This is a genomic window from Brevibacterium picturae (assembly GCF_900105045.1).
In the GTDB taxonomy this organism is placed as follows: Bacteria; Actinomycetota; Actinomycetes; order Actinomycetales; family Brevibacteriaceae; genus Brevibacterium; species Brevibacterium picturae.
Genome location: NZ_LT629739.1, coordinates 2068649 through 2093614, shown reverse-complemented (window position 1 = coordinate 2093614; position 24966 = coordinate 2068649). Strand labels below are relative to the sequence as shown.

Below are 24966 nucleotides of genomic sequence, written 5' to 3'. Positions count from 1 at the left end.
GCACGAGCTTCACGACTTGAATCTGACCGGGCGTTCGAGGCGCTCATCGATGGTGACTTTCTCGTCATCGCCACGCTCGACCAGTCAGGCCGTTCAACCCAGAACATGCGCGCTTTCGCCGAACCGCCGGGTCACCGAAAGCCAGATTCGCAGTGCGCTTCGGTTGGTCAACAGTGGTGAACCCGTCGCACTAGTTGCGCGAGATGCCGGGAGGAATCGAGTCATTTTCTATCGCCAGGCGCGTTCTCTCAGCGAGGAGTTCCTCTTTAACGATTCGAGGGCGCCATCCACAGTTGTAGAGATGCTTCGAACAGTGCACTCGGCACGCCCGCAGACTTTGGACAAAGGGCGTTCTGGGTGGCGTGTTGCGCAATGTAGGTGGGAGCCACGTGCAGGCAAATAGCGCGATGTTTCCAGTCAAGAAACGCAGTATCGATGAGCGACTCTTGCCTATGCAAAGCGGTGGTGAGGATTAAAGAGGCAATACGACAAACTCTCAATCGCCTGTCTTACGGCGGTCGTCCTTGACGTAATTCTGACTTGGTTGCGTCGATATAGTAGGCATACCGCAGTTCCGGGCATCAGGCTCAGCTGAGGTGCCGACCTGTTCGAGGCTCGAACCAGATAGCTGGAACGTCTGCGGGAGCGGGGTGCTCAACGCCGTGAACTGGGCTGTTTCCACGAAGGCTCGTGCTGCCCAGTGTTCGTTATCCTGCCGCCACGCGACACTGAGGGTGGAAGGCGAGAGCCCTGTCACGGGGACGAAGGACAGGCCAGGTCGGCTGTAGAACCGCTGGGTGGAGGCTTGAGTGAAGGCGATGCCCCTTTGGCTGAGGATCGCTTCGAAACACTCATCAACTGAGTTGACCTCCGAGCCGATGATCGGCGCTTGGTCGTGGCGAGCTTCAGTAGCCAACCAAAAGTCCCTCCACAGGTCAGGGGAATTCCGAGCTACGAAGGGCTCCTCCAGGAGCTCATCGACGTGGACCGAGGGTCGGGAAGCAAGGTCGGATGCTTCGGATACCGCCAGAATCCTGGGCTCGGTGAACAGGGTGGCCATCCGGAGACTATTGGATACCGGCAGTGGCGGCCGGACGAACGCGACGTCGGAACTGCCGTCCGCTAGCCCCGCAGTCGGGTCGTCGAAGGGGTAAGAACGCATCTCTACCTCGACACGCGGGTTACTGTGGCGATAGGACTTCATGATGGCCTGAGTGAGCTCCGCAGCGGCGTTTGCCTGGAAGCCTACAACCAGCCTTCGCTTGGGCTCTCGCGCTGCCTGCTTAGTGAGGGTTGCTGCTACCTCGGCAGCCATCAGGAGGTCCCGAGCATGCCCCAAAAGGACTTCTCCAGCGGCGGTGAGGGTCACTCCGCGATTACTTCGGATTAACAAGGGCGTGTTCACTGAGCGTTCGAGATTCCGAATTTGCACGCTAAGGGACGGCTGGGCGATGTGGAGCCGGGCGGCAGCGCGTCCGAAGTGCAACTCTTCAGCGACAGCGACGAAGTAGCGCAGAACCCGCAACTCGAAGGGTGGCTGCATGGCCTAACGATACGACTACAACCTTGCGTTGGCCAATAGCCTGTGCCTATCGCCACATTGGAAAGGAGTCTTGGACTTCGTGATCCAGACCACGCTCTACTAGAAGTGGCAAATGACACGAAATCAAATGTTAGGCGATAAGGACCACAACATGACTGCTATCACCAAGACAACGATGTCGCCTCAGGAATGGGCTGAGGCTTTCACCCAGGCCAACGATCAGGATCCCGAGATCGATGCGCACGGGAAGTACTTCACATGTTCCTACCTTTTGGACATGGAGGATCACCTCTTCGTCATACGGATGAACGCTGGCAAAGTTGCCGAGATCGCCGTTGATCCCGGTCCTCTGGACGCCGCGTACCAGTTCGCAATCAAGGCAAGTTCAGCCACCTGGCGGGAATTCGCCCAGCCTATGCCAAAACCGATGTTCCATGGCATTTGGTCTGCAACATTCCAGCGAGACATGCGGTTGGAAGGCGAAATCCTCGTGCTGATGCAGAATCTGCGTTGCGTGACCCGTCAGATTGAACTGCTCCGCACCACGGGAGTCCCCTGCCTCGCACCCTGAACAAGCCGAAGTTCCCTGTCTCAATCACTGACCTAGGAGTAATACTAATGTCTAAAATCTCACCAGTCACCGGGCACTATGTCACCATCGACGTCGATGGACTGGAATACAAGGTGTTCTACCTCGAAAACGGCACCGGCCAGCCGCTCATCTGCCAGCACACGGCTGGCGCTCATAACCACCAGTGGCGTGGACTGCTGGAAGATGAAGAAGTTACCGCCAATTACCGGGTCATCGCCTACGATCTGCCGCGCCACGGCAAGTCCGACCCGCCGGAAAACGCTGAATGGTGGAAAGAGGAATACAAGCTCACCGCCGACCACTACGCCAACTTCATCACCGCTCTATGCGACGCGTTGGAACTGGAGAACCCGATCTTCATGGGATCCTCCTTCGGCGGGAACATCGGACTGCAGCTCGCCCATCGAAGCCCGGAGCGCTTCGACGCGGTGATCTCTGTCGAAGGCGCAGACTACTCCCCAGGATTCTATTTGGACTGGTGGCACCACCCTCATGCCAACGCCGCCCAAGTCTGTGCGAGCGGAACGTGGGACCTCATGGCTCCACAATCACCCGACGCGGACCGGTGGAAGACCTGGTTCTACTATTCCCAGGGCTCCGAATCCTTCAAGGGCGACCTGCACTTCTACTCCGTGGACCACGACCTGCGCGGGAAGCTCGGAGAGATCGACACCGGCCAATGCGCTGTCGTCATCATGAATGGTGAGTACGACTACCTCACCACTCCCGAAGACGGAGCCCGGACCGCCAGCGAAATCCGAAACGCGCAATTCATCGAAATGAAGGAAATCGGCCACTTCCCGATGAGTGAAAACCACCCCGTGTTCGCGACCTATCTCAAGCGGGCGCTCGAAATCGTCAAGGACCAGAAAAGGTCTACGACGAGCGTCTGAGTCACGTATAGCAACATCGGTGGCACCTGCGTCGCCCCCCTCAACCTAGAACTGGCGACACCCACTCACTGGCGGCGAGCCGCGGACCCCTCAACAAAGCCGGTCCGCGGCTCGCACACTCCTGCCATCCGTCCCATCAAGTACCCACGTTGCTTCGCATCTGCACCTTGCCCTACCTGCCCTGACGAGGACCTCTCATGAACACACCGGACACAATTTCTACTCTTTTACCCCGGGTCCCCACAGGCCTACTCATCGGCGGCCAGTTCGTGCCGGCCTCTGACCAAGGTCGATTTAATGTCATCGACCCGGCTACTGACGAAACTCTCCTCTCTGTCGCAGACGCCACCGTCGAGGATGCAATGCGCGCCCTTGACGACGCTTCCCACGCCCAGGAATCGTGGAAACGCACCGCACCCCAAGACCGCGCGGCCGTTCTGCGCCGCGCATACGAAATGATGATCGAGCAAGCCGAAAACCTGCCCTGCTCGTCACCCTCGAAATGGGCAAGCCTCGACAGGAATCCCTCGACGAGGTTATCTACGCTGCCGAATTCCTCCGCTGGTTCTCCGAAGAAACCATCCGCGTCAACGGTATGACGCGGACTGCACCGAACGGCGACTCTCGTATCTTCACCCTGAAAGAACCGGTCGGGCCCTGCTTGCTCGTAACACCCTGGAACTTTCCCCTTGCCATGGGCACGCGCAAAATCGGCCCCGCCCTCGCAGCCGGATGCACGGCGATCGTCAAACCAGCAACCCACACACCCCTATCGATGAACGCGCTGGGGTCCATCTTCGTGGACGCGGGACTACCCGCGGGCGTACTCTCGATCCTGCCCACTAGCAACTCGCCCTCGGTCGTAGCTGCACTTACGGCAGACGCCCGCTTGCGAAAGCTTTCCTTCACCGGATCCACCGAAGTAGGAAAAATTCTCGCCGCCCAAGCCGCTCAAAACGTGCTGCGCCTGTCCCTCGAGTTTGGCGGCAACGCTCCACTGATCGTCTGTAAGGACGCGGACATCGATCGAGCAGTAACCGAGACAGTGAAAGCCAAGCTCCGCAACAACGGCGAAGCCTGCACAGCAGCCAACGTCATATACGCCCACCGCGATATCGCCGATCAGTACAGCACCGCTCTCGCGAAACGCTTCGACGAACTCGTCGTCGGACCCGGCTCGGACACCTCCACCACCGTTGGCCCTCTCATCGACCACCGTGCCGTCCGAAAAGTCGAAGAACTCGTGGAAGACGCTATCAATAAAGGGGCACGCACCCTCAGCTGCCTCGACACTCCGTCCACGGGCAGCTACTGCTCCCCAAGTGTGCTCGGCGACGTCCCAGACCACGCGCGCTTGATACAAGAAGAAATCTTCGGTCCCGTCGCTCCCATCGTCACCTGGGATGACGAAACCGCGCTCATCGCAGGCTTGAACGAATCACCCTACGGCCTGGCTGGCTATCTCTTCCACCCGCGACCTCGACACAGCCCACCGGCTCAGCGAGAACCTGCAAGTAGGCATGCTAGCCATCAACCGCGGAGTACTCTCCAACGTGGCAGCCCCCTTCGGAGGCCGAAAACAAAGCGGATACGACCACGAAGGTGGCGATGAGGGCATCGAGGAATATCTTGATACAAAATACGTCGCCCTGCACGCGTGACGGAAGCCTTAGGTCCGCTGAGTGCAGGCAACCTTTGGGGCGTGTCTCCGTTATTTATGTAGCCAAGTCAGGATCGTGCTGAAAGCAACCACAACACGATAAGTGATCGCGAGTTGGGGCTGATGCGCAAAGTAGGTTTGAGCCTCGTGCTCATGAACGCCGCAATGTTTCCAGTCAAGGACTTTCGCCGGTTTTGACCAAGGTAATCTTCCGAGGAAGTTGGGCAATCTTGAAGGCATCTCTACACCACGCTTGTAGAGATGCGTGCTACTTTGCACACGACACGCCTTTGTACATTGCACTTGTCTCCTTACGCCGTGAGCAGTGTCCAATGTAGCAGGGCATCAGTCCTATGGGCGGAGACGTGAGCGAGGAGACGAGCTGGAACACCCCTCACGGACAGCCAAGTGGACGCTATCCGATCTGCCCGCGCGAACGGCGAGAGCGTGGTCTCGATCTGTCGGCGGTTCAACGTGCATCGGATGACCGTGTGGACGCACACCAAGGACCTCGTGGCTCAAACTCCACCAACACACCTGACCCAAGAAGTAGACTTAATCGACACTACAATTCTCCACCGGAATTGACGGTGCGAGCCGCGAACCCGGCGGATAGGCCCATGCGACGCTTCGCGCTACCAGGAGCGCAGTCTGAAGAGCCTACCTTGAGGTCCTTCGTCGTGAAGCCTGAGCACAATCTCATCCTCGGAGAAGACTGGCGTGCCGTCGACGTCGGGGGGCATATCCGTATCAATAAGCGTGACGATCTGCTGTATTCCAAGATTCGAGTATTCTCGCATCACATCAAGAAGGTTCGACTTCTTGCGCTTATCCAGCGATTCGAACACCCCATCATGGAAAACAAACGCGGGGAAACCTTTACCGAGGTGTGCCCTAAGCACTGCCAGGTCGAACGCAATGCACAGAAGTTTCTTATATGTGTGACCCCGTTGCGCACTCGTAGCATTCCTTGATTCATCAAGAATCTCGGCCTCAAACTCCGGATGATACTGCTGATTCAGCGACACCGTGAGCAGTGCATTCTGATCAAGCACGTCCTCAACTATCTCGTCAAAGAGCAGCCGGATAGTCCGATAGACACTGTCAGTACCTGGACCGTTCTTCTCTTCGAACTCCCATTCCAAGGCTGATTCTAAGTGCGTCTTCTCTTCAACAGCATCGCGGATCTCTGATCGCAGCCTTTGGAGAGTCTGGAGATGCTCGCGTTGCCGGGTCAGGGAGATGACGTCCGAACGTAGCTCGACTAGCTCATCTGAGGCTTCCTTGTACTTGCGCACAACGTCGGTGTCGCTCAAGAAAGACAGAGTCTCGGATCTACGCTTGCCGAGTCGATTGAGCTCTGCTCCCACTTCCTTGAGTCGAGACTCAACTTCCGCTTTCTCCTCTAGCAGGTAGCCACGACGCTCTTCAGTAATCGCCGCGTTAAACGCGATCAACTGCTCGTAGTCACGCTTAATCTGTCCACCAAAAAGCACGCCAGCTTCCTCAAAGAGACGCGCAGCGCGCTCCGGGTCAAACGCCATCTCTCCATCATCCAGGGAAGACAGTATCTTCTTCCTGTTGTACATAAGCGTGTATCGTTCGGCGTTCAGATCGGCGATTTCCTGATCGATCTGTTCGACAAGGTCTTTTGTCTTTGTCTTGTCTTGATCACGAAAATCGAAACTATCAAGCTTTACCTGCTGCTTCTCCGCTTGCTGTCGCTTGAGAAGCAAAAGACCTTCGATCCGACCAAGATCCTCAATGGAACCCCCGAGTTCGGACTGAATAGTCTTCTCGTCCGCGCGAAGGGTATCGATCCGCGCCTCTCGCTCGTAAAAGTCAGAGATCAGCTGAGCGTCAAAACCTAGGATGTGAGCCACGTATGGCTTCCAATCCGCATGCTCGGACGCGAATCGCTTAAGTTGAAAAACGTCAGAATAATCGTCCTGGGTACGCAAAAAGTAACCCAGGCCCTTACGAAAGTCCCAAGGACGAACGGCGCTTAAATCTAGAAGGCCGTCCAGGATTGCTTTAGATCGGTCGAACGCGACTTTGTAATGATCCCATTGCTCTTCGGGCAAGTGCTGAAAATCCTGGCCAGGTGACGCATGTCGCTTAAAGCTAATCTTGGATGCTTCCTCAACCGCCCTTCGGATCGTTACGTAAGATCCTGACCCAAGTTCAAGTTCGAGATAAAAGACAAAGTCGTCGAACAGCTCCTTGTGTTTGAACAGGAACATCCTCGCGTCACGCCGCGCGAGTAGACAGAAGTCGAGGAGTAGGCCAAGGGTAGTCTTACCCAGATTATGCGTGTCCTTATTACGGTTCTCCGGTACACGGATCTCCGCAAGAACAACGTTCAGACCATCATTAAAGTCGATCGGAGTGAATGCCTCATCGCGATTCGAGTAGATTCTAGACAGCTTCATTGGGACCTACATACTCGAACGAGTCAGTCTTCGAGCGGTACTCGATGAGACCCATTAGGTAGAGAAAGTTCACTGCCGGAAGAAACAAGACATCGCCTCCGGCCACTCGTTTCTTAGCCGTAGCACGAAGGGTGTCGTAGTCTTCGAGTCGCTTGCGCTTGAGGACTTCCAGAGCTATGAGAGCAACGTTGAGCACTGTTCGGTCAGGATGCGAGTGTTTCGTCGGCCTCAACACTGTCGTCTCCCTTCGCTCCAATGTCACAGTTCCAGTACATGTAAAAGATCAATGCTCTAGTCTGACGCTTGTGTTGCCTTTGCCTCAGTATGGGGTCTCTCTCAAAGAGCAAGTCGATAAGGTAGTCCATAACCTGGTCGAAGGACTGATAGTCCTTTCGATGGGCGATGATCCGCAACTCAAATTCGTCGACTGCTGACTCATAGGCGCTAAGTAACTCATCATTTTCAGGGGCGGCGAGAAACTCCCGAATCTGTTCGGTGTCTTTCAAGTATTTACGCCGGAGCGCCTTCGAGTAATCGTCACTCATCCCGTTCAGTCGATTCTTCGTCGCCAGATCAACTCGCGGGGTGGGCGGATCATCGAGTATTGACACCATCCCGTCGCGATGCTGGGCGAACGCGGCAACGATCTCTGCTATGTCCTCCGGGCTGACGATTAGTGGAGAGTCAATGGGATCGATCCCCGCGATCTCAGGTATGCTTCTGAAGCGCTTCAGCCAAAGCTCGATCTGCTCAACCCCGCAAAGATATATAGAGCCACTGGGAACTCCGCAAGTCGAGGAGATAGCCCGACGAATTTCAGACTCTCCATTCCCGGTTAATCTTCGATTCGAGAAAAGCATGTAATGATCGAGTTCGCCCGAGTTTTTCAGTGATGTGATTCTCGGGATCTCATCGGCAACGACGCTTGTCTTGCTCGTTGCGCTGTAGAACTCAGACTCCGTGAAAGACTTATTAAGACCGTTCGTGTGTTTTGCTTGAATCACCACACGGCCTTTCCAAGGGTCCGAGATGCTCGGATGGAGTTGCGCGGTCCCTTCGAACCTTGCATCGCGTCCGCCATCTGGCCCTGTGGCAAACCCTTGCACGCTGATCCCGAGAAGCTCTTGACATATCAGAGTGACCAACGTTTCGAACTGGTCAGGGGAGAGATTCTCGTATGCGTACTTCATCGGAATCACTCCCTCTTACTTACTAGTTCGTGCTTTGCTCTTCGCCGTTCGCTCAGGTGCGCGTGTGCAGTCTCTCGTTGTCAATCCTAGCTGAGGGCGAGGATGCCCAGTTGGACGACGCGCCTTGGCGATCTCACCACTGCACCGACCGCGGCAGCTTCACCACCGGCGCAGTTCGGGCTGGGCGACCCAGCTCATCTGCCGTCGCGGTTCGCCGCCCGGTGCGGTGCTATGAGTTCGCAGGCGGGCGGCGAACCGCGGCAAGTACGTCTTCCACTGTCACAACCTCGAACACGAAGACATGATGATGACCAATTTCGAGGTCGTCTGAGATGCGGGTGGCTACGGCGGTCTCATCCGACACCGTTTGTCGCCCAGCGCCAGCACCACCCGGGCTATGGCTTGGGAGGGTGTCGGCCAGAGTTGACACCGCTTAATCTCGAGCTGAGGACCGGCTCAAGATCGTCTGTCTTGGACGTCGGTGATCGGTGGTGAGGACAGGCCGGAGCCAGGCAGTGCGGCTGGCCTTACCGTATCAGTGTTTCGCTTGAGCTCGTAGGTGTTCGGCCGTGTGGGTCCCGCCGTCCGTGATCATCTGGTCTGGTGTTCCCTCGTAGACGACTTGTCCGCCGTCGTGTCCGGCCCCGGGGCCGATGTCGATGATCCAGTCGGCCGCGGCGATGATGTCGAGGTTGTGCTCAATCACGATGAGCGTCGATCCGGCATCGATAAGCCTGTCGAGCAGCCCGTTGAGCCGGGAGATGTCGGCGATGTGCAATCCCGTAGTCGGCTCGTCCAGGACGATCGTGCGACCGGGGGTTCCGAGTTCGGTGGCGAGCTTGAGTCGCTGACGTTCGCCGCCCGAGAGGCTGGTGAGGGTCTGTCCGAGGGTGAGGTAGTCGAGTCCGACGTCGTGGAGCCGGGACAGTTTGAGCCCGATGGCGGGCTGTGTGAAGTAGTCGATTGCGTCGGTGACGCTCATCTCGAACACGTCGGCGATGTTCTTGCCGGCAACTTGATGTTCTTGGGCTTGTGGGGTGAACCGTCGTCCTTCGCAGACTTCGCAGCGGGTGATCACGCCTTCCATGAAGGCGAGGTCGGTGTAGATGACGCCGTTGCCCTCACAGGCCGGGCATCCTCCGGTGGAGTTGGGGGTGAACAGCCCGGCTGGTGCTCCGGTGGTCTTGGCGAACATGTCACGGATGAGGTTGAGCAGGCCGGTGTAGGTGGCTGGGTTGGAGCGGCGTGATCCCCGGATGGGGCGTTGGTCGATGACGATCGCGTCGGGTTCGGCGGCGGGGAGGTTGCCGAGGATCAGGCTGGATTTGCCCGATCCGGCGACTCCGGTCACGGCGGTCATCACGCCGCGCGGGATGCGGGTGGAGACGTCCTGGAGGTTGTTGGTGGTGGCAGCGTCGATGCTGATCCAGCCGTCGGGTTCACGTCGTGTGCGGGTCGCGCGCCGGTGCTCGCGGAGCCCGTGCCCGGTGGGGGTGTCGGCCTGGGTGAGTCCTTCGTAGTCGCCTTGGTAGACGATCTGGCCGCCGGAGGATCCGGCTCCGGGGCCGAGGTCGATGATGTGGTCGGCGATGGCCATGATGTCGGGGTCGTGCTCGACGACGAGCACGGTGTTGCCGCGGTCGCGCAGGGCAAGAAGCATCTGTCCGAGCGCGGCGACGTCGCGGGGGTGCAGGCCCACTGTGGGTTCGTCGAACACGTAGAGCATGTCGGCCAGGGCACTGCCGAGGTGGCGGACCATCTTGATCCGTTGGGCTTCGCCCCCGGAGAGGGTGGACGTGGCCCGGTCGAGGCTGAGGTAGCCGAGCCCGAGGGTCATCATCCGTTCCAGGTGGACGCGCAGGTTCGCGACCAGCGGTGCCACGGCGTCGCCGTCGATCTTCGCGACGTGCTCGGCGAGGTCACTGATCTGCATCGCGCTGAGGTCGGCGATCGACTTGCCGCTGATGAGACTGGCTCGGGCAGGCGCGGCGAGTCGGGAGCCGTGGCATTCGGGGCAAGGTCCGCGGGAGACGATCCGCTCGAACGCCTCACGCTGGGCGCCTTTGAACGAGTCGGGCTCGCGTTGCAGGTAAATGCGGTTGAACCGGGTGACGAGGCCTTCGTAGGCGGTACCGACTGCATCCATCCCAGCCGGCGGAGTGTGCTCCCCGGCCGGTGCATAGAGGAACAGCTCGCGTTGCTCGGAGGTGTAGTCACGGATCTTCATGTCCGGGTCGAAGAATCCGGACTTGGCGTAGGCCTTCCAGAGCCAGGTTCCCGGGTTGAACTTGGGGAAAGTGATCGCTCCCTCGTTGAGGGATCGATCGTCGTCAACGAGTTCGGACTCCACGACCGAGGCCGCGACGCCGAGCCCCTGACAGTTCGGGCACATGCCGGCGGGGTCGTTGAAGCTATAGGCGTTGGAGTAACCAGCGACCGGCTCACCGATGCGGGAGAACAGCAGCCGCAGACGTGCGCCGATGTCGCTGATGGTCCCCACCGTGGAGCGGGGGCCGCCGGAGAGGCGCTGCTGATCTACCACGATGACGGCCGAGAGGTTCTCCAGCAGGTCGACATCGGGGTGGGCGTAGCTGGGGAGCCTGCCCTGGGCGAACGCCGAGAATGTCTCGTTGAGCTGGCGCGCTGATTCGGCCGCGATCGTGTCGAACACCAGCGAGGACTTGCCTGAGCCGGATACGCCGGTGACGACCACGAGCTGTTGCTTGGGGACGTCGACGTCAATGTCCTTCAACGAGTTCTGGCGGGCTCCGCGTACGTGGATCACGTCGTGGGTCGTGGTCGTCATGACAGTCTCCGGTAGGCACGAATAGCAAGTGGGATGAACACCGCGGTCAGCGCGAGCGGCCAGCCGATGGCGAAGAGCACGGCGTGGTCGGCGATGAAGGTCACGCCGGTGAGGTCGGTGCCCGACAGCAGTTCGCGCACCGCCGAGGCGGTCGCCGACAGGGGGTTCCATTCGGCGGCCGCTCCGAGCCAGGCCGGCATCGTGCGCGGATCGACGAACACAGTCGAGAGGAACGCCACCGGCCAGATCGCTAGCTGGGCGGTCGTGGCCGCCTCCGGTGTGCCGGCCTTCAACCCGATCCAGACGCCGGCCCACAGCAATCCGAACCTCAGCCACAGCAGCAGGACGTAGGCGAGCACGATCTCGACCAGGCCGGCTTCGGGGCTCCAACCGAGCAGCAGTCCTGCGGCGGTGACGACCGCGAGTTCCACGGCGGCGGTGAGCATGTCGGCGAACACCCGTCCCAGCAGCACCGAACCGCGGGCGATGGGCAGGGTGCGAAACCGGTCGGTGACGGTCTTGGCGGCGTCTCCGGTGACAGCGGTGATCGTCGTCTCGATTCCCGAGAGCACGGTGAAGGCGAGGATGCCCGGCACGACGAAGACGATGTAGTCGCCTGTGGTGCCGGCAATCGCCCCGCCGAGCAGGCCGCCCATGAGCAGCATGACCAAGACGGGGAACAGCAGTTGGATGCTGAACGTGATCGGTCGCGCCCGCCAGTGCCGCATCGCGCGGCCGGTCAGGATGACGGCCTCGCGCAGAATGCTGCCCGTGGCCGGACCGTGGTGCTCGATCGTCGTGGCGCTCATGCTGCGTCGCCTCCTTGATGCAGATGCAGGTAGACGTCTTCGAGGGTGGGTTCGCGCAGTTCCATCCGCGGCTCTCCCACGAGTGCTTTCAAGTCCGATGGGGTGCCGGTGGCGACTACGGAACCCTCGCGCAGAATCACGACGTCATCGGCCAGTTCGTCGGCCTCCTCCAGGTACTGCGTGGTCAACAGGACGGTAGTACCCTCGTCCACCAACGAGCGCACCATGTTCCAGATCGTGCGACGGGCAATCGGATCGAGGCCGGTCGTCGGCTCGTCGATGAGGAGTACGGCGGGACTGGTGATCATCGAGGTCATGAGGTCCAGGCGACGTCGCATGCCACCGGAGAACCCGGATACCTTCTGCCCGCCGTGCTCGCTCAGGCCCGCCTGTTCCAGGAGCGTGGCTGCCCGTGACCGGGCCGAAGTACGCGAGAGTCCGATCAGCCGGGCAAACAGTTCCAGGTTTTCCCTGGCTGAGAGCACCTCGTCGAGCGCGGCATACTGCCCCACGACGCCGATCGATGCCCGTACCCGTGCAGGATCGCGGTCCACGTCCCAGCCATTGACGCGCACAGTGCCGGAGTCCATGCCCGTCAGCGTCGTCAGAATCCGCACCAGGGTCGTTTTGCCGGCACCGTTGGCCCCCAGCAGTGCGCACACCCGGCCGGAGCCGACGCGCAGATCGACCCCGGCCAACGCTGGCTTGTCCCGCTTCGAGAAGGTCTTGCGCACCGCCTCGACCCGGATCGAACCGTGTGGGCTCATCTCGACATCCATGCTGTTCCTCTCATCGCGTTCTACAGTGTATTCTACAACGTAGAGTTCGAGGAGGACAAAGATGGCCAAGCGCACGGACGTGGACGAGTTCAACCTGATCGGGCTGCTTTGGCGTGACTCGTCGGTGAGCCCACGCAGCGGGATCAGCACCCAAAGCGTCACCGCACTGGCAGTCGACCTCGCCGATAGAGAAGGCTTGGACGCCCTGACAATCCGGCGACTGGCCGAGGAAGCGGGGGTCACCGCGATGGCGCTGTATCCGCACATCGGAGGCCGTGCCGAACTCGTCGAGCTCATGCTCGATCACGTCGCAGGCGTGATCTACGAGGCCGTCACGATTCCCGAGGGCGCGGACTGGCGGGAACGCGTCACTGCGATTGCCGAAGCGAACTGGGCGAGTTGCCAAGCCCATCCCTGGATCACCGACCTCGCCGCCGGTCGTCCCGTCCCCGGACCAGGGGCCTCGACGAAGTACGAGACCGAGTTGCGCGCCCTAGACGGAATCGGACTGACCGACGTCGAGATGGAGCACACCCTCACCGCCTTGCTCTCGTTAGTGCACGGAACCGCCCGGGCCACTCTCGCCGTGCAACGCTCCAGAGCACCGGGTGAAGACCAAGACACTGACTGGTGGTCGAACATTGAGCCGGCCCTGACCGCGGCGATCGGCGACGAGGCTCGGTTCCCGATCGCCTGGCGCGTCTCACGTTCTCTCGGCGACCTGACCGGCAAGGCCAACGACCCGGAAGGTGCTTACCGGCGTGGTGTCGGCCTGATTCTCGACGGCATCGCAAAACGCCTCGACACACCAACCTCCGGCAATGGCCGATGACCCCCGGCCCGACCCAAGACGGGCGTGTCCGTGCCGGCGGGTAGGTCCAGGGTCGACCTGTACTCCGCGATCCGGCGCGATGCCCGCGCCGGGATGTCCAACCGCGCCCTGCAGCGCAAGCACGGCGTGGGGTACCGGACAGTGGCTGCCGCGCAGGCCTCGGCGTGGCCGGAGCCGCGCAAGCCACAGCCGAAGCGTGGATCGAGGATCGATCCACACCGCGGGGTGATCGATTCCTGGCTGCGGGACGATCTGGATGCTCCGCGCAAGCAGCGTCCCACCGACAAACGAATCTTCGATCGGCTTCTGGACGAGCACGACGCCCACGAAGTCTCATACGGGATGGTGCAGGACTACGTCGCGACCCGACGCCGGGAGATCCGAATCGAGGCCGGTCGGGAGCCCGCGGCAGTGTTCATCCCGCAAAAGCACCTGCCGGGCATTCGACTTCGAAGCCAACCCGAACATCGACCCCGCCGTGGTGCACACCCTTGCCAAGGGTGAATGGGTCCACAAGGGCCAGCCGCTATGTCTGATCGGGGACTCCGGCACCGGGAAATCGCACCTGCTGATCGCCCTTAGCACCGAGGCCGCCATGGCCGGCTACCGCGTCAAGTACACCCTGGCGACCCAGCTCGCCAACGAGCTCGTCGAAGCAGCCGACGAGCTGCCCCTCGCCAAGACCATCGCCCGTTACGGCCTAGTCGACCTGCTGTGCATCGACGAGCTCGGCTACATGCAGCTCGACCGCCGCGGTGCGGAACTCCTCTTCCAGGTCCTCACCGAGCGTGAGGAGAAGGCCTCGGTCGCGATCGCGTCCAACGAGTCCTTCGGCGGATGGACCAAGACGTTCACCGACCCCCGGTTGTGCGCGGCCATCGTCGACCGGCTTACCTTCGGTGGCACCATCCTGGAGACCGGCACCGACTCTTATCGCCTGGCCCAGACCACCAAGAAGCAGACGAGCTGACCGGAGGTCGTACGCCCGAGCAGTGGTGTCGACGCAGACCTACATCACCGGCGTGGATCTGGCCCGAGTGGTGTCAGAACTCACCGGCAAATGGTGTCGGACGAAACCGGCGAAGCCATGCGGCTTAGATGCAGTGGATCGCCCCGGATGCAGTAGAGGAATTAGGCAAGATGGTGACACGGAAAACAACACCACGAAAAGGGACTTGACCCGTTCAACAGCAAGTCCAAACAAGGTCGGCACCGCGTTCACCGCCGTCGTGTCAAAAGCGATCCTTGGCATATACGCGGTGCTGATAGCGCCCGCGAAATAGCTGGGTCTGCTCGGCTATTCTCTTCTCAAAAGCTCGGTACTTCGCTCTCGCGTCAGGCCCGGGAGGGACCGACCATGCTGGTGTAGTCATCAGCAAACCATACGCCTCGTGTATCCAACGGTAAGTCACCGCATATGGGGCACTACTCATACGACTGCCTGGCATTCGATCGTGCAGCCAGGCCTGCACCCAGGTGTCGCGAGAGTCATTGAGTTCGCGTACTCGATCCTCTTCCACCCGCCAGTCACGTGAGCGGTCAAGCTCGCCAGCGATCGCTGTAATAGCCAAGTGGAGTTGTCTCGAATCAGCAATGAGGCGTTGGTGGACTGTTCGCGCTGTCCTTGGTCCTACCTCAGGCGGGAGTCCGAGTTCCTTCGCTGCCATTGCCCAGGTCGCGTTGTTCATAACGATGGGACTGATGCAGGGTTTGGTGACATCTAATCTGGCTTGTACACAAGCAAGCCTGGAAGGATAGACACCATGCCACAGCCCTACCCACAAGAATTCCGCGATGACGTCGTCCGCGTCGTGATGGGCCGCGACAAGAACACAACAATTGCCCAGATCGCCAAGGACTTCGGCGTCCACGAAGCCACCATCACCAAATGGGTCCGCCAAGCCGAGATTGATGCCGGCAACAAACCCGGCAACACCACCGACGAATCAACCGAACTGCGAGAACTGCGTCGGCGGACCCGCCTGCTGGAGCAGGAGAACGAGGTCCTACGCCGTGCCGCCGCTAATCTATCGCAGGCGAATCTGCCGTCAAAAGGCTCTACCCGCTCGTGAGAGAGCTCGCCGCCGACGGAATCCCCGTTGCGGTGTCGTGCCGGGTTTTGAAGCTCTCCCGCCAGCCCTACTACCGGTGGCTGGAAGCACCGATTCCCGAAGCCGACGTCACCGAGGCGTATCGGGCCAACGCCCTCTTTGATGCCCACCGTGATGACCCGGAGTTCGGATACCGGTACCTCGCTGACGAAGCCGAAGCGAGTGGCCAGCCCATGGCGGTGCGCACCGCGTGGCGGTTGTGCTCGACCAATGCCTGGTTCTCGGCCTTCGGCAAGGGCCGGGCCAAGAACGGGAAGAAACCCGGCCCGCCCGTCCACGACGATCTGTGCGCGGTTGTCGACGCCGATGGGAAGACCAGACACGAGTTCCGAGCCGATGCCCCGAATCAGCTCTGGCTGACCGACATCTCGGAGCACCATACCGATGAGGGCAAGCTGTACTTGTGCGCGGTCAAGGACGCCTACTCGGCGCGGATCGTTGGCTACTCGATCAGCTCGAGGATGAAGGCTCGGCTGGCTGTCGATGCCCTCGAGATGGCTGTGACCAGGCGGGGTGACGTGGCCGGATGTGTGACGCATAGCGATAGAGGCTCACAGTTCAGATCGAAGAAATTCACTCGCACACTGGACCGCCACGGCATCATCGGATCGATGGGACGAGTCGGCGCGGCTGGCGATAACGCCGCGATGGAATCGTTCTTCGCTCTGTTGCAGAAGAACGTTCTCGACCGTCGCCGGTGGGCCACCAGGGATCAGTTGAGAATCGCGATCGTGACCTGGATCGAGCGGACATATCACCGACGTCGTCGACAAGCCCGGTTGGGTCGATTGACACCAGTGGAGTACGAAGCAATCATAGAGCCAGCTGCTCTCGCAGCATGACACTCACGCTGTCACCCTTCTTTGCATCAGTCCCTCTCAATGAGTGCTGATCTTTCGGGTCGAAGGGCCAGAATGGTTCACCATCACGGGCTAAAGCAGCATGTCCGCGGGCATAGCCGGTGAGAATTTCGAGTACCACTTCTTGCCGATCAAGTGCTTGCTCCTTAGCGTCAGTACCAAGGCCCTCCCAAGATGCGGTGACTGAATAGCTGACGGCTTCGACTCGACCTTCAAAAATTTCGCGGGCCGATTCCACCTCTCGCCAATCGATCTCTTCAATGCCACCGTCGATTCCACGTGTCACAAATGACGTCGGGGTCAATCCAACGACAATGCGAGGACCCTTATCGGTGAGTATCAGCGCACCCTCATACAATTCCGTACGGGTACTCACTTCGGGGCTCCGTTCCAGCGGAACTGCGTATTCTTCGACCAAGGACAATTGAAATCGATGGATACGTGTCCTGCCCAGATCAGGTGCCACATCGCAGCAGTCATGTGTCCGTCTTGGTCGTCAGAATCCAACACATCACCGATAGCCGCACCGTCGATCAGCAGCTGTGCCAGCGCAGTCCGCGCTCCTTCAATCCATTCGGGCGCTCGGCGATAGCCAGAAACCCAACGCAGATTCTGCGACTCAGAATGCGTTAACCCGTCGAATACTCTGTAGCTCCAGCCGACTACATTGCAGGCTCGCTCCGACAGAGCGGCTCGAGACAAAAACTCTGCGTCCTGACGGGTCACTGGACGAGCGTCCCAAACTGTGACTTTGCCGTCGAGGTCACGCTCCAGAAGATCAGGTACGTGCCGCACCCCTTCGCTCGAAGTGATTCGACACGGTTGCGGGACTAAGCACTCCACGTCTGATCGGCGGTCCAGCCACAAAACCAACTCAAACTCCAGCCCAGACTCAAGGGGTAAGACCCGCTTCATTGTTGCTGAGTAAGCATGGACCGGTACATGGCGCGAGTATTCCGTAGACGTGGGGCTCCGTACTGATTCGAGGCGAGTAATGTCGGGACCGCCATTAGCCCACAGCCAATTGCAAAGGGCACCACCGACTTTGAACGTCCACTGTGAGTCTGTGGTCATGAGAATGATCGATCTCGTAAACGCACTGAACACCCCACTAGCCATCGATGATCTAGCACACGCTGCGGGGGAAGAGTGACCTTTCTCTCTAGTCGAACACATTGGCCCGAGCTAGGTCAATACATGACACACCGTCTTCCGTCAAGCAAAAAACGCAGCTTTGACGTAACCAATGTATCGAAGCATTTGTACAAAGTAGAAGGCATCTCTACAGGCGCTCGCCTACTGCGGCATGTTGACGAACCGGGACTTCGCTCCCTGGAAGGCCACGGAGATGTCCGCGGTCGGACCGGCACGGTGCTTGGCGACGATGATGTCGGCCTCGCCGGCGCGTTCGTGCTCCTTGTCGTACATGTCGTCACGGTGGATCAGCAGCACCATGTCAGCGTCTTGCTCGATCGAACCGGACTCACGCAGATCCGAGATCATCGGCCGCTTGTCCGTCCTCTGCTCGCTGCCACGGTTGAGCTGCGAAAGCGCGATGACAGGGATCTCGAGCTCCTTGGCCAGCAGCTTGAGGGAACGGGAGAATTCGGAGACCTCTTGCTGACGTGATTCGACTCGTTTGCCGGAGCTCATCAGCTGCAGGTAGTCGACGCAGACCATCTTGAGATCGTGCTGCTGTTTCAGGCGTCGGCACTTCGCACGGATCTCGGTCAACGCCATGTTCGGCGAATCGTCGACGAACAGCGGGGCATCGTTGATGCGCGACTCTGTTGCGGCCAAGGTCGTCCAATCGTGAGGGGAGAGCTCACCTCGGCGGAGGTTCTGCAAGGGGATCTCCGACTCCGCGGACAGCAGACGCATGACGAGTTCGTTCTTGCCCATCTCCAAGGAGAAGAACACTGCGGCCTGACCGTTGTGAATCGCCGCCGAGCGCATGAAGTCCAGCGCCAGAGTGGACTTGCCGACACCCGGACGAGCGGCGATGACGATCATCGTGCCCGGGTGGAAACCGTTGGTGAGCTGGTCGAATTCGGTGAACCCGGACGGCACACCAGCAGTCATCCCATCGGTGTCGCCATTGCGTTCGATCTCCTGCGCGACATCGCCGAGGATCTCGGAGAGGATCACATAATCCTCAGTGGTGTGACGCTCGGTGACCTGGTAGATCTCCGCCTGCGCCGAGTTGACGACCTCATCGGTGTCACCTTCGGCGTCATAGCCCATCTGCACGATGCGAGTGCCGGCCTCGACGAGGCGCCGAAGCACTGCCTGTTCGCGCACGATCGCGGCATAGTAGCCGGCATTCGCGGCCGTCGGGACGGAGGAGATGAGCGTGTGCAGGTACGCCGCACCACCGACGCGGGAGAGGTCACCAGTCTTCGTGAGATAGTTCGCGACCGTCACAGAGTCCGCGGGTTCACCGCGCGAATACAGGTCGAGCACGGCCTCGTAGATGGTCTCGTGAGCCGGCTTGTAGAAGTCATCGCCGGCCATGGACTCGACGCAGTCGGCGATCGCATCCTTGGACAGGAGCATCGCACCGAGGACGCTCTGCTCCGCCTCGACATCCTGCGGCGGGGTTCTCAGCCCGTCATACCCCTGATTGTTGCTCAATCGTCTTCCTCTTCCTCGAACCTCGTCGGTGGACACCCGCTGTCAGCGCCCTCCAACTGTACCTGGATCGAGAACCCACAGACCCACCTCGGCGGGGATATCCGGGTGTGAGCACAAGCTCACTCCGGGATGCTCAGAAAGCCGCCCTCACTCCCGTGAACGACCTGCCGTCGCCACGGAAACGAGGATCGGCTTCGCCAGCTGCAGTCCCGATCTGATGATGAGAATACCGATGACCACTGACGCGAGAATCGTGAGGAAGGTGATCGGTTTGAGCACCAGGGCGGCCCCGGCCAGTGGCAGCACGAGGACGAGACCGAGCCCGCCGGCCAGCAGCGACACCCACATGACCGGTCCCAGAACCGCTCTCACCATCGCCCGGTGCATGGTCTCCGGTTCCATTCCCGCGGCATAGAGGTCTTGGAAGGTGTCTGCCCGGTCGTAGATGTCCGCGACCTGATTGATCAGGGCCGATACGGCGATGAGGAGGATCGAGATGGCCATCACCAGCATGACTCCGGTGAAGATGTCCTGCAGGAGGAACCGGTCGGCGTCCGTCATCTGGGCACCAGATTCGTCACCCGCGTCGAGGCCGATCTGCATGAGGGAGATGCCCGAACCGCCCACGGCCGCGACGAATGCGGTCATGGCCAGACCGGAGACTCGGCGCCAGAACCGTTTGGGTTCGTCGGAGACCAGCCGCGCGGCGATGAGTCGTTCCGGTGTCCGCGCGCGGTTGCCGCTCAGGTAGGCAAACCACCTGATCAGCAGCCCGCCGACCAGGTCGACGACAAGCAGCCCGAGGACGAACATAGCGATGATGACGGAGAGGAGGACGCCCATTCCAAGCCCTCCGCTCTGTGTCAGCGACACGGCCACCGGCAGGAGCACAATCGCGATGGCCGCCAGAACGACTTGAACCACCGGAAACTTCCGTTCCAGGGCCTTGGTGCGCACACCCAGCGGTGAGATCGCGACCTTACGCAGGCCCATCAGCGCCGCGGCGATGCATACGAGGATGAGGAATACGACCACAGCGGCCACGAGCCACGCGGGCATAAGCATGTTCTCGTACCCGATGGGATGGCCCATGAAGTGGATGAGGCTCACCGGCCACGCCAGGCCCAGGTAGCCGAGGACACCGAGGACGATGCCGCAGATCGCGGGCACCAGCGGCTCGGCCACCGCGAGGGTGACGATGGCAGAGCGCTTTGCACCGAGCAGCGACATCGTGGACAGCCGTTCGTCCTGTCGACGAGCCGACAGTGTCGCCGAGGCGGACGCCAGGGTGCTCGCCGGGATCACGAGCAGGATCGTCGCGAAGCTCGCGAGGAACTTGTACATGAAGTCCATCCCCGCCATGTCCGGGCCCGGGCTGGCCGGGGTCTGGAAGAACATCCAGGCCCCGGCGGCGACGGTGAGGAACAGGGAGGCGCAGGCGAAGAACGCGCTCATCACCAGGATCGAACTCGGCGAGGTCAGCGTTGCGCGTCCCAGGACGAGGGGAACGACTCGAGTTGATGTTGGCATGTCGATCTCCTTTTCGGTCAGGGATGCTCAGGCAGGGGTGCTCAGGCTGCGGCGGTCACAGCAGTGACCCGTCGCACGAGCGGGCGGGTGAACTGCAGCCCCAGCCACACCATCGCCACGCCGCCGACGAGCACCGATGCGACGAAGGCGATGGTCAGAGGATCGCCGAGGTCACTCGCCGAGGCCATGAGAGCTGCCAGCATTCCGCCCAGGACCAGGGACACGAGGGTGACGAGGACGATGGGTGACATGACGGCATTGACGGTGACCCGGTGCATCATTGTGCGCGTCATCCCCGCCGAGTGCAGCTCCCGGTAGGTCGATGCCCGGTCGAGGATGTCTGCGGCCTGGTTGATCGTCGCGGAGATGACGATGAAGACGAATGCGATGGCCAGAGTGAGGATGAGTCCGGTGAAGATGTCATCGGCCATGTACTGGTACGGGCCCATGATGGCCTTGTCCTCGGCGGTGAGATCTCCCTGATTCGCCCGCATCATCGCCGCGCCGGCGCCACCGACGACTGCGATGAAGGTGATCATCGCAAGACCGGCCACGCGCCGCCAGTACTGAGCGGGGGAATCGGCAATCATCGACGCCGCGATCATTGCCGTCGGCCCGCGGGCGATCCGGTGACTGAACCACCCGTGGATGCGCATGGCGAGGACGCCGATGACGTTGATGAGCAGAAGCGCGATGCCGATCGTGATGATGCTCGCAACGACGAAGACCATCGTCGGCTGATTCCGATCGAGGGAGAAGACGAGAGCACCGATCATGCCCGCAACGAGCACGACGACAGCGATGACCCGAGCCACCGGGAATTTCCGTGCCAACGACCTGGTGCGCACGCCCAGGGGCGAGACCGTGATCTTGCGCAGACCGAGCAGTGCTGCGAACAGGCAGACGAAGAGCAGCACGACGACGACTCCGGCGAGCAGCCACCAGGGCATGAGGAGTGCGGAGTACCCCAGCGGCTCACCGGTGAAGACGAGGGAGCTGAGCGGGTAGGCGAGCAGGAAGTACCCGGCGATGCCCGCGATGATCCCTGCCGAGGCGGGGATGAAGGGCTCGGCGACCGCGAGGAGCCGGACGGTGCCGGGCTTCGCTCCCAGCAGGGAGAGCGTGGAGAGGCGTTCGTCCTGCCTGCGGGCACTGAGCTTCGCCGAGGCGACTCCCAAGCTGATTGCGGGAACGATGAGGAAGACCGTGGCCAGGATCGCGAGCATGCGGTAGAGGTCGCCCACCTCGGCGTATCCGGAGACCTCGGGTCGGTCGTTGAACGCCCAGGCTCCGCCGGCGACGGTGAGAAAGAGGGCCGAGCACGCGAAGAACGCGATGGCGACGAGCTTCGAGGTGGTTGAGGTCAACGACTGCTTGGTCAGTACGACGGGAAGAATATTCATGGTCGGCATCACCGGTTGTTCTGAACGTACTGGTTGCTCTGCACGTGCTGCGCCGGCGCTTCATAGCGGGTCGGCTCCGCCTGCTGAGCCTGGTTCGCCGAATCGGAGACGATCCGGCCGTCGGCGAGACGGACGATGCGGGAGCAGCGGGCGGCCACGGTCTCGTCGTGGGTGACCACGACCAGGGTGGAGCCGCGACCGGTGGTGGAGGCGAGGAGTTCGGAGAGCACCTCGGTGGAGGTGGCGGAGTCCAGGGCACCCGTGGGTTCGTCGGCGAAGGTGACCACGGGCTGGGTGACCTGGGCGCGGGCGATGGCCACGCGTTGGGCCTGTCCCCCGGAGAGCTGTCCGATGCGTTTGCTCAGGTGTTCGGCCAGTCCGAGGCGCTGGAGCCATGCACGGGCATGTTCGGTCGCGTCGGGGCGCTTCATACCCGCCAGCATTGCGGCGAGCGCCACATTGTCCACGGCGGTCAGTTCGGGCAGGAGCAATCCCTGTTGGAAGACGAAGCCGAAGACCTCGCGGCGCAGTGCGGTGCGCCCGGCTTCCTTCAACGAGGTGATCTCCGCAGCGGAACTGCGGTCGGTGGGCAGGAGACGGATATTGCCCTCATCGGGGCGGATGATGCCGGCCAGGCAGTGCAGAAGCGTGGTCTTTCCGGACCCCGAGGGTCCCATGATGGCCAAGGATTCGCCGAGGCCGATGGTGAGGTCGACTCCGGCGAGCGCATAGGTCTGGCTGTAGTGCTTGCTGATGTTCGTCGATGTGATGATCGCGGGAAGCTGTGTGTTTGTCATGTCTCCATGTTTTCGCAATCAGCCTTGCGCGACCATGAAGTCCTCCCACCTCCTGGGCAGGGAAAACCCGACCCTTCGAGCGGGGGAAGCTGAAGGGTGAGGCGCTCCTGGACGACGATGCGATGGACCTGCGGGCCATCACCTGCCTATGGTGACCGCGTAGGGAATGGTCTCAAGGCTCCGCTCCAACCCGCGACCGCGAAGAGACAACTATGACTGGAGAAGGCAACTATGACTGAGGAGACATCATGAAGGCACAGTGGATCAGCATTCCGGTCGACGATCAGGCTCGGGCCCTGAAGTTCTACACGGACAGGCTCGGCTTCATCCCGAAGGTCGACGTTCCCGTCGGCGACGAGTTCCGCTGGCTGACGGTGGTCTCCCCGGAGGATCCCGGCGGTGTCGAAGTCGTCCTCGAACCCAAGGGCCACCCTGCCGCCGACACCTTCACCAAGGCGCTGGCCGCCGACGGCATCCCCATCAACCAGTTCGCCGTCGACGACGTCCAGGCCGAGTACGATCGCCTGACCAAACTCGGTGTCACCTTCACTCAGGAACCGACGACGATGGGCCCGGTCACCACGGCGGTCCTCGATGACACCGTCGGCAACCTGATCCAACTCATCCACCAGGAAGAGGGCGAGCCGGAGCTCTGAGGTGGCCCTTTTCAACTGCGATTGTGGACTTCAAACTGTGACTCGAGCAGTGTTTCCAGGGGAATGTGCACAGTAGCCTGCTCGAGACGGTTGCTGATGCCCTGCAGCGCAGGTAGGTGACGGGTCAGCGTCGACGCCTTATCAGAGGCGACCGCGAGCCCGGGCGCAGCCCCGATGCGCCCGGTGTGAAAGACCGGCACAGCGATCGAGCACGCGCCGAGTCGCTGTTCCTCAACCGTGGTGGAGTGACCCTCTTCCGCAACTGCGTCCAGCTGTCTCGCCAGCACACCGGGGTTGATGACCGTGCGCGGCGCTACCTGATCCATCGGTCGCTGCAGATAGGCTTCACGAACCCATGACTCCTCGTCGGCGAGGAGGACCTTGCCGACCGCCGTCGAATGCATCGGGACTCGACCGCCGACACGTGAGCGTTCCGTACCGTAGACGCGATCGATGTAGAGCACCTCACGACCATCGCGAATGGCCAGTTGTGAGGTCTCTCCGGTGAGGGAATAGAGGTCTTGGATGAATGATCGGGCCGTTTCGCGCAGCTGATGGTCGACGTTCTGACCCATCTCCCAGAGGGACCGAAGCCGGACTGCCCCTCCGAAGTCGCTCGCGGAGCACGCGCCGCCGATCCTCCGTCACATGTCAGTGAATTCCCCATCCTGACGGTGAACCAGGCACGCGTCATCGATTACTTCGCCGAGTGCGCAGCTAATGGTCCCGCAAAGATCAACGTCAACTACGGTTTTGAGGTTCTCGACCTGACCGTCCATGACAGCGGAGAGTATCCGGTCGAAGTTCATTTCATGGATGAACGCGGCACCGAACGCACAGTCCGGGCGAAGTACGTGACAGGCTGCGATGGTGCGCGCAGCAAGGTGCGCGACTGCATTGACGTGGAGGTCGCCTCCGACCCGACGGCTCAGGCCTGGGCTGTCATCGACATCCTCGCCAACACCGACTTCCTGGATTTCCGCACCAGGAGTGGAATCCAGTCGGACGAAGACGGGTCCATCCTGCTCATTCCGCGTGAGGGTGGATTCCGGACCCGCTTCTACGTCTCCCTCGAAAGCCCGACCCCGGAGACCCGAGACAGAATTCTGGCCACCACCGCAGAAGAGGCGATCGAGCGTGCCAACCGCATCCTCAATCCCTATTCGGTCGACGTTCGCGAGGTGACCTGGTTCAGCATCTACGAGGTCCGTCACACCGTCGCTCAGAGTTTCGACGATGTCGCCGCCCAGAAGAATCCGGATCTGAATCCACGGGTCTTCATTGCCGGCGACGCTTGCCATACCCACAGCGCCAAGGCGGGCCAGGGCATGAATGACTCCATCCAAGACGGCTGGAACCTGCCTGGAAGCTGGGTCAAGTACTCGAAGGTCGCAGCGACGAATCCCTGCTTCAGACCTATAACGACGAGCGTCAGGATG

General features: G+C 60.9%; 19 protein-coding genes and 4 pseudogenes. 9 read left to right on the top strand and 14 right to left on the bottom strand.

Annotation, left to right across the window (positions count from 1 at the left end):
- Nucleotides 1-496 precede the first annotated feature (496 nt).
- The gene (locus BLT92_RS09800; RefSeq protein WP_092105241.1) at nucleotides 497-1543 is read right to left on the bottom strand and encodes a LysR family transcriptional regulator; all 1047 of its coding nucleotides are present in this window, start codon (nucleotides 1541-1543) and stop codon (nucleotides 497-499) included.
- Nucleotides 1544-1694: 151 nt separating this feature from the next.
- Here BLT92_RS09800 and BLT92_RS09795 point away from each other — a divergent pair, with 151 nt between their 5' ends.
- The 3 genes and pseudogenes from BLT92_RS09795 (at nucleotide 1695) to BLT92_RS09785 (ending at nucleotide 4689) form a co-directional block, all read left to right on the top strand.
- Nucleotides 1695-2114, top strand: a complete 420-nt coding sequence (locus BLT92_RS09795) for a hypothetical protein (protein ID WP_092109078.1) — start codon at nucleotides 1695-1697, stop codon at nucleotides 2112-2114.
- A gap of 47 nt (nucleotides 2115-2161) precedes the next feature.
- On the top strand, nucleotides 2162-3028 hold the full coding sequence (locus BLT92_RS09790) for an alpha/beta fold hydrolase (protein WP_092105239.1): 867 nt from the start codon (nucleotides 2162-2164) through the stop codon (nucleotides 3026-3028).
- 197 nt (nucleotides 3029-3225) lie between these two features.
- Nucleotides 3226-4689: pseudogene (locus BLT92_RS09785) on the top strand (NAD-dependent succinate-semialdehyde dehydrogenase).
- A gap of 634 nt (nucleotides 4690-5323) precedes the next feature.
- On the opposite strand, the gene BLT92_RS09780 reads toward BLT92_RS09785, so the two are convergent.
- Genes BLT92_RS09780 through BLT92_RS09770 form a run of 3 tightly spaced genes read right to left on the bottom strand, consistent with a single transcriptional unit; the run spans nucleotide 5324 to nucleotide 8310 of the window.
- Nucleotides 5324-7120, bottom strand: coding sequence for a DUF2326 domain-containing protein (locus BLT92_RS09780; RefSeq protein ID WP_092105237.1), 1797 nt, complete (start codon nucleotides 7118-7120; stop codon nucleotides 5324-5326).
- Nucleotides 7107-7316 carry an ABC-three component system middle component 8 gene (locus tag BLT92_RS21255; protein WP_407922880.1) on the bottom strand — a complete coding sequence of 70 codons (210 nt, stop codon included), beginning with the start codon at nucleotides 7314-7316 and terminating at the stop codon, nucleotides 7107-7109. The genes BLT92_RS09780 and BLT92_RS21255 overlap by 14 nt, the downstream gene beginning before the upstream one ends.
- A gap of 7 nt (nucleotides 7317-7323) precedes the next feature.
- Complete coding sequence (locus BLT92_RS09770; RefSeq protein WP_092105233.1) at nucleotides 7324-8310, bottom strand: ABC-three component system protein; 987 nt, start codon at nucleotides 8308-8310, stop codon at nucleotides 7324-7326.
- A 250-nt stretch (nucleotides 8311-8560) separates the two neighbouring features.
- On the opposite strand from BLT92_RS09770, the pseudogene BLT92_RS21250 reads away from it, so the two are divergent.
- Nucleotides 8561-8641, top strand: a pseudogene (locus BLT92_RS21250) (multicopper oxidase domain-containing protein); the annotation flags it as partial.
- Nucleotides 8642-8845: 204 nt separating this feature from the next.
- Here the strand turns inward: BLT92_RS21250 and BLT92_RS09760 are convergent.
- The 3 genes from BLT92_RS09760 to BLT92_RS09750 are packed head-to-tail and all read right to left on the bottom strand — an operon-like array spanning nucleotide 8846 to nucleotide 12704.
- Nucleotides 8846-11116, bottom strand: a complete 2271-nt coding sequence (locus tag BLT92_RS09760) for an ATP-binding cassette domain-containing protein (RefSeq protein ID WP_092105231.1) — start codon at nucleotides 11114-11116, stop codon at nucleotides 8846-8848.
- Nucleotides 11113-11925, bottom strand: coding sequence for an ABC transporter permease (locus BLT92_RS09755; RefSeq protein ID WP_092105229.1), 813 nt, complete (start codon nucleotides 11923-11925; stop codon nucleotides 11113-11115). Before BLT92_RS09755 ends, BLT92_RS09760 begins: the two co-directional genes overlap by 4 nt.
- Nucleotides 11922-12704, bottom strand: coding sequence for an ABC transporter ATP-binding protein (locus tag BLT92_RS09750; RefSeq protein ID WP_092105227.1), 783 nt, complete (start codon nucleotides 12702-12704; stop codon nucleotides 11922-11924). The genes BLT92_RS09755 and BLT92_RS09750 overlap by 4 nt, the downstream gene beginning before the upstream one ends.
- 61 nt (nucleotides 12705-12765) lie before the next feature.
- On the opposite strand from BLT92_RS09750, the gene BLT92_RS09745 reads away from it, so the two are divergent.
- The 3 genes and pseudogenes from BLT92_RS09745 (at nucleotide 12766) to BLT92_RS09730 (ending at nucleotide 16489) form a co-directional block, all read left to right on the top strand.
- The gene (locus BLT92_RS09745; RefSeq protein ID WP_092105225.1) at nucleotides 12766-13536 is read left to right on the top strand and encodes a TetR/AcrR family transcriptional regulator; all 771 of its coding nucleotides are present in this window, start codon (nucleotides 12766-12768) and stop codon (nucleotides 13534-13536) included.
- 396 nt (nucleotides 13537-13932) lie between these two features.
- Nucleotides 13933-14506: pseudogene (locus BLT92_RS09735) on the top strand (ATP-binding protein); the annotation flags it as partial.
- 793 nt (nucleotides 14507-15299) lie between these two features.
- A protein-coding gene (locus tag BLT92_RS09730) for an IS3 family transposase (protein ID WP_092105223.1) occupies nucleotides 15300-16489 on the top strand; the annotation gives its coding sequence in 2 pieces (ribosomal slippage) (nucleotides 15300-15584 and nucleotides 15587-16489; 1188 coding nt in all).
- On the opposite strand, the gene BLT92_RS20435 is transcribed toward BLT92_RS09730, so the two are convergent.
- From BLT92_RS20435 to BLT92_RS09700, 6 genes are all read right to left on the bottom strand, one after another.
- Entirely contained in the window at nucleotides 16461-16883 is a 423-nt protein-coding gene (locus BLT92_RS20435; protein WP_157691408.1) for a hypothetical protein, read from the bottom strand. The genes BLT92_RS09730 and BLT92_RS20435 overlap by 29 nt on opposite strands.
- Complete coding sequence (locus BLT92_RS09720; protein ID WP_157691407.1) at nucleotides 16880-17581, bottom strand: TnsA-like heteromeric transposase endonuclease subunit; 702 nt, start codon at nucleotides 17579-17581, stop codon at nucleotides 16880-16882. The genes BLT92_RS20435 and BLT92_RS09720 overlap by 4 nt, the downstream gene beginning before the upstream one ends.
- Nucleotides 17582-17803: 222 nt before the next feature.
- Complete coding sequence (gene dnaB, locus BLT92_RS09715) at nucleotides 17804-19141, bottom strand: replicative DNA helicase (RefSeq protein ID WP_092105217.1); 1338 nt, start codon at nucleotides 19139-19141, stop codon at nucleotides 17804-17806.
- A gap of 147 nt (nucleotides 19142-19288) precedes the next feature.
- Nucleotides 19289-20671 (bottom strand): FtsX-like permease family protein, encoded by a 1383-nt coding sequence (locus BLT92_RS09710; RefSeq protein ID WP_092105215.1) that lies wholly within the window; start codon nucleotides 20669-20671, stop codon nucleotides 19289-19291.
- A gap of 41 nt (nucleotides 20672-20712) precedes the next feature.
- A complete protein-coding gene (locus BLT92_RS09705; protein ID WP_231939124.1) occupies nucleotides 20713-22074 on the bottom strand; it encodes an FtsX-like permease family protein in 1362 nt (453 codons plus the stop codon).
- An 8-nt stretch (nucleotides 22075-22082) separates the two neighbouring features.
- Nucleotides 22083-22871, bottom strand: a complete 789-nt coding sequence (locus BLT92_RS09700) for an ABC transporter ATP-binding protein (RefSeq protein ID WP_231939123.1) — start codon at nucleotides 22869-22871, stop codon at nucleotides 22083-22085.
- Between the two features lie 248 nt (nucleotides 22872-23119).
- Between BLT92_RS09700 and BLT92_RS09695 the strand changes: the two genes are divergently transcribed.
- Nucleotides 23120-23527, top strand: a complete 408-nt coding sequence (locus tag BLT92_RS09695; protein WP_092105211.1) for a VOC family protein — start codon at nucleotides 23120-23122, stop codon at nucleotides 23525-23527.
- Between the two features lie 11 nt (nucleotides 23528-23538).
- On the opposite strand, the gene BLT92_RS09690 is transcribed toward BLT92_RS09695, so the two are convergent.
- Nucleotides 23539-24102, bottom strand: coding sequence for an IclR family transcriptional regulator (locus tag BLT92_RS09690; protein WP_092105209.1), 564 nt, complete (start codon nucleotides 24100-24102; stop codon nucleotides 23539-23541).
- On the opposite strand from BLT92_RS09690, the pseudogene BLT92_RS09685 reads away from it, so the two are divergent.
- Nucleotides 24082-24926: pseudogene (locus BLT92_RS09685) on the top strand (FAD-dependent monooxygenase); the annotation flags it as partial. The gene BLT92_RS09690 and the pseudogene BLT92_RS09685 sit on opposite strands and share 21 nt — an antisense overlap.
- Nucleotides 24927-24966: the final 40 nt, after the last annotated feature.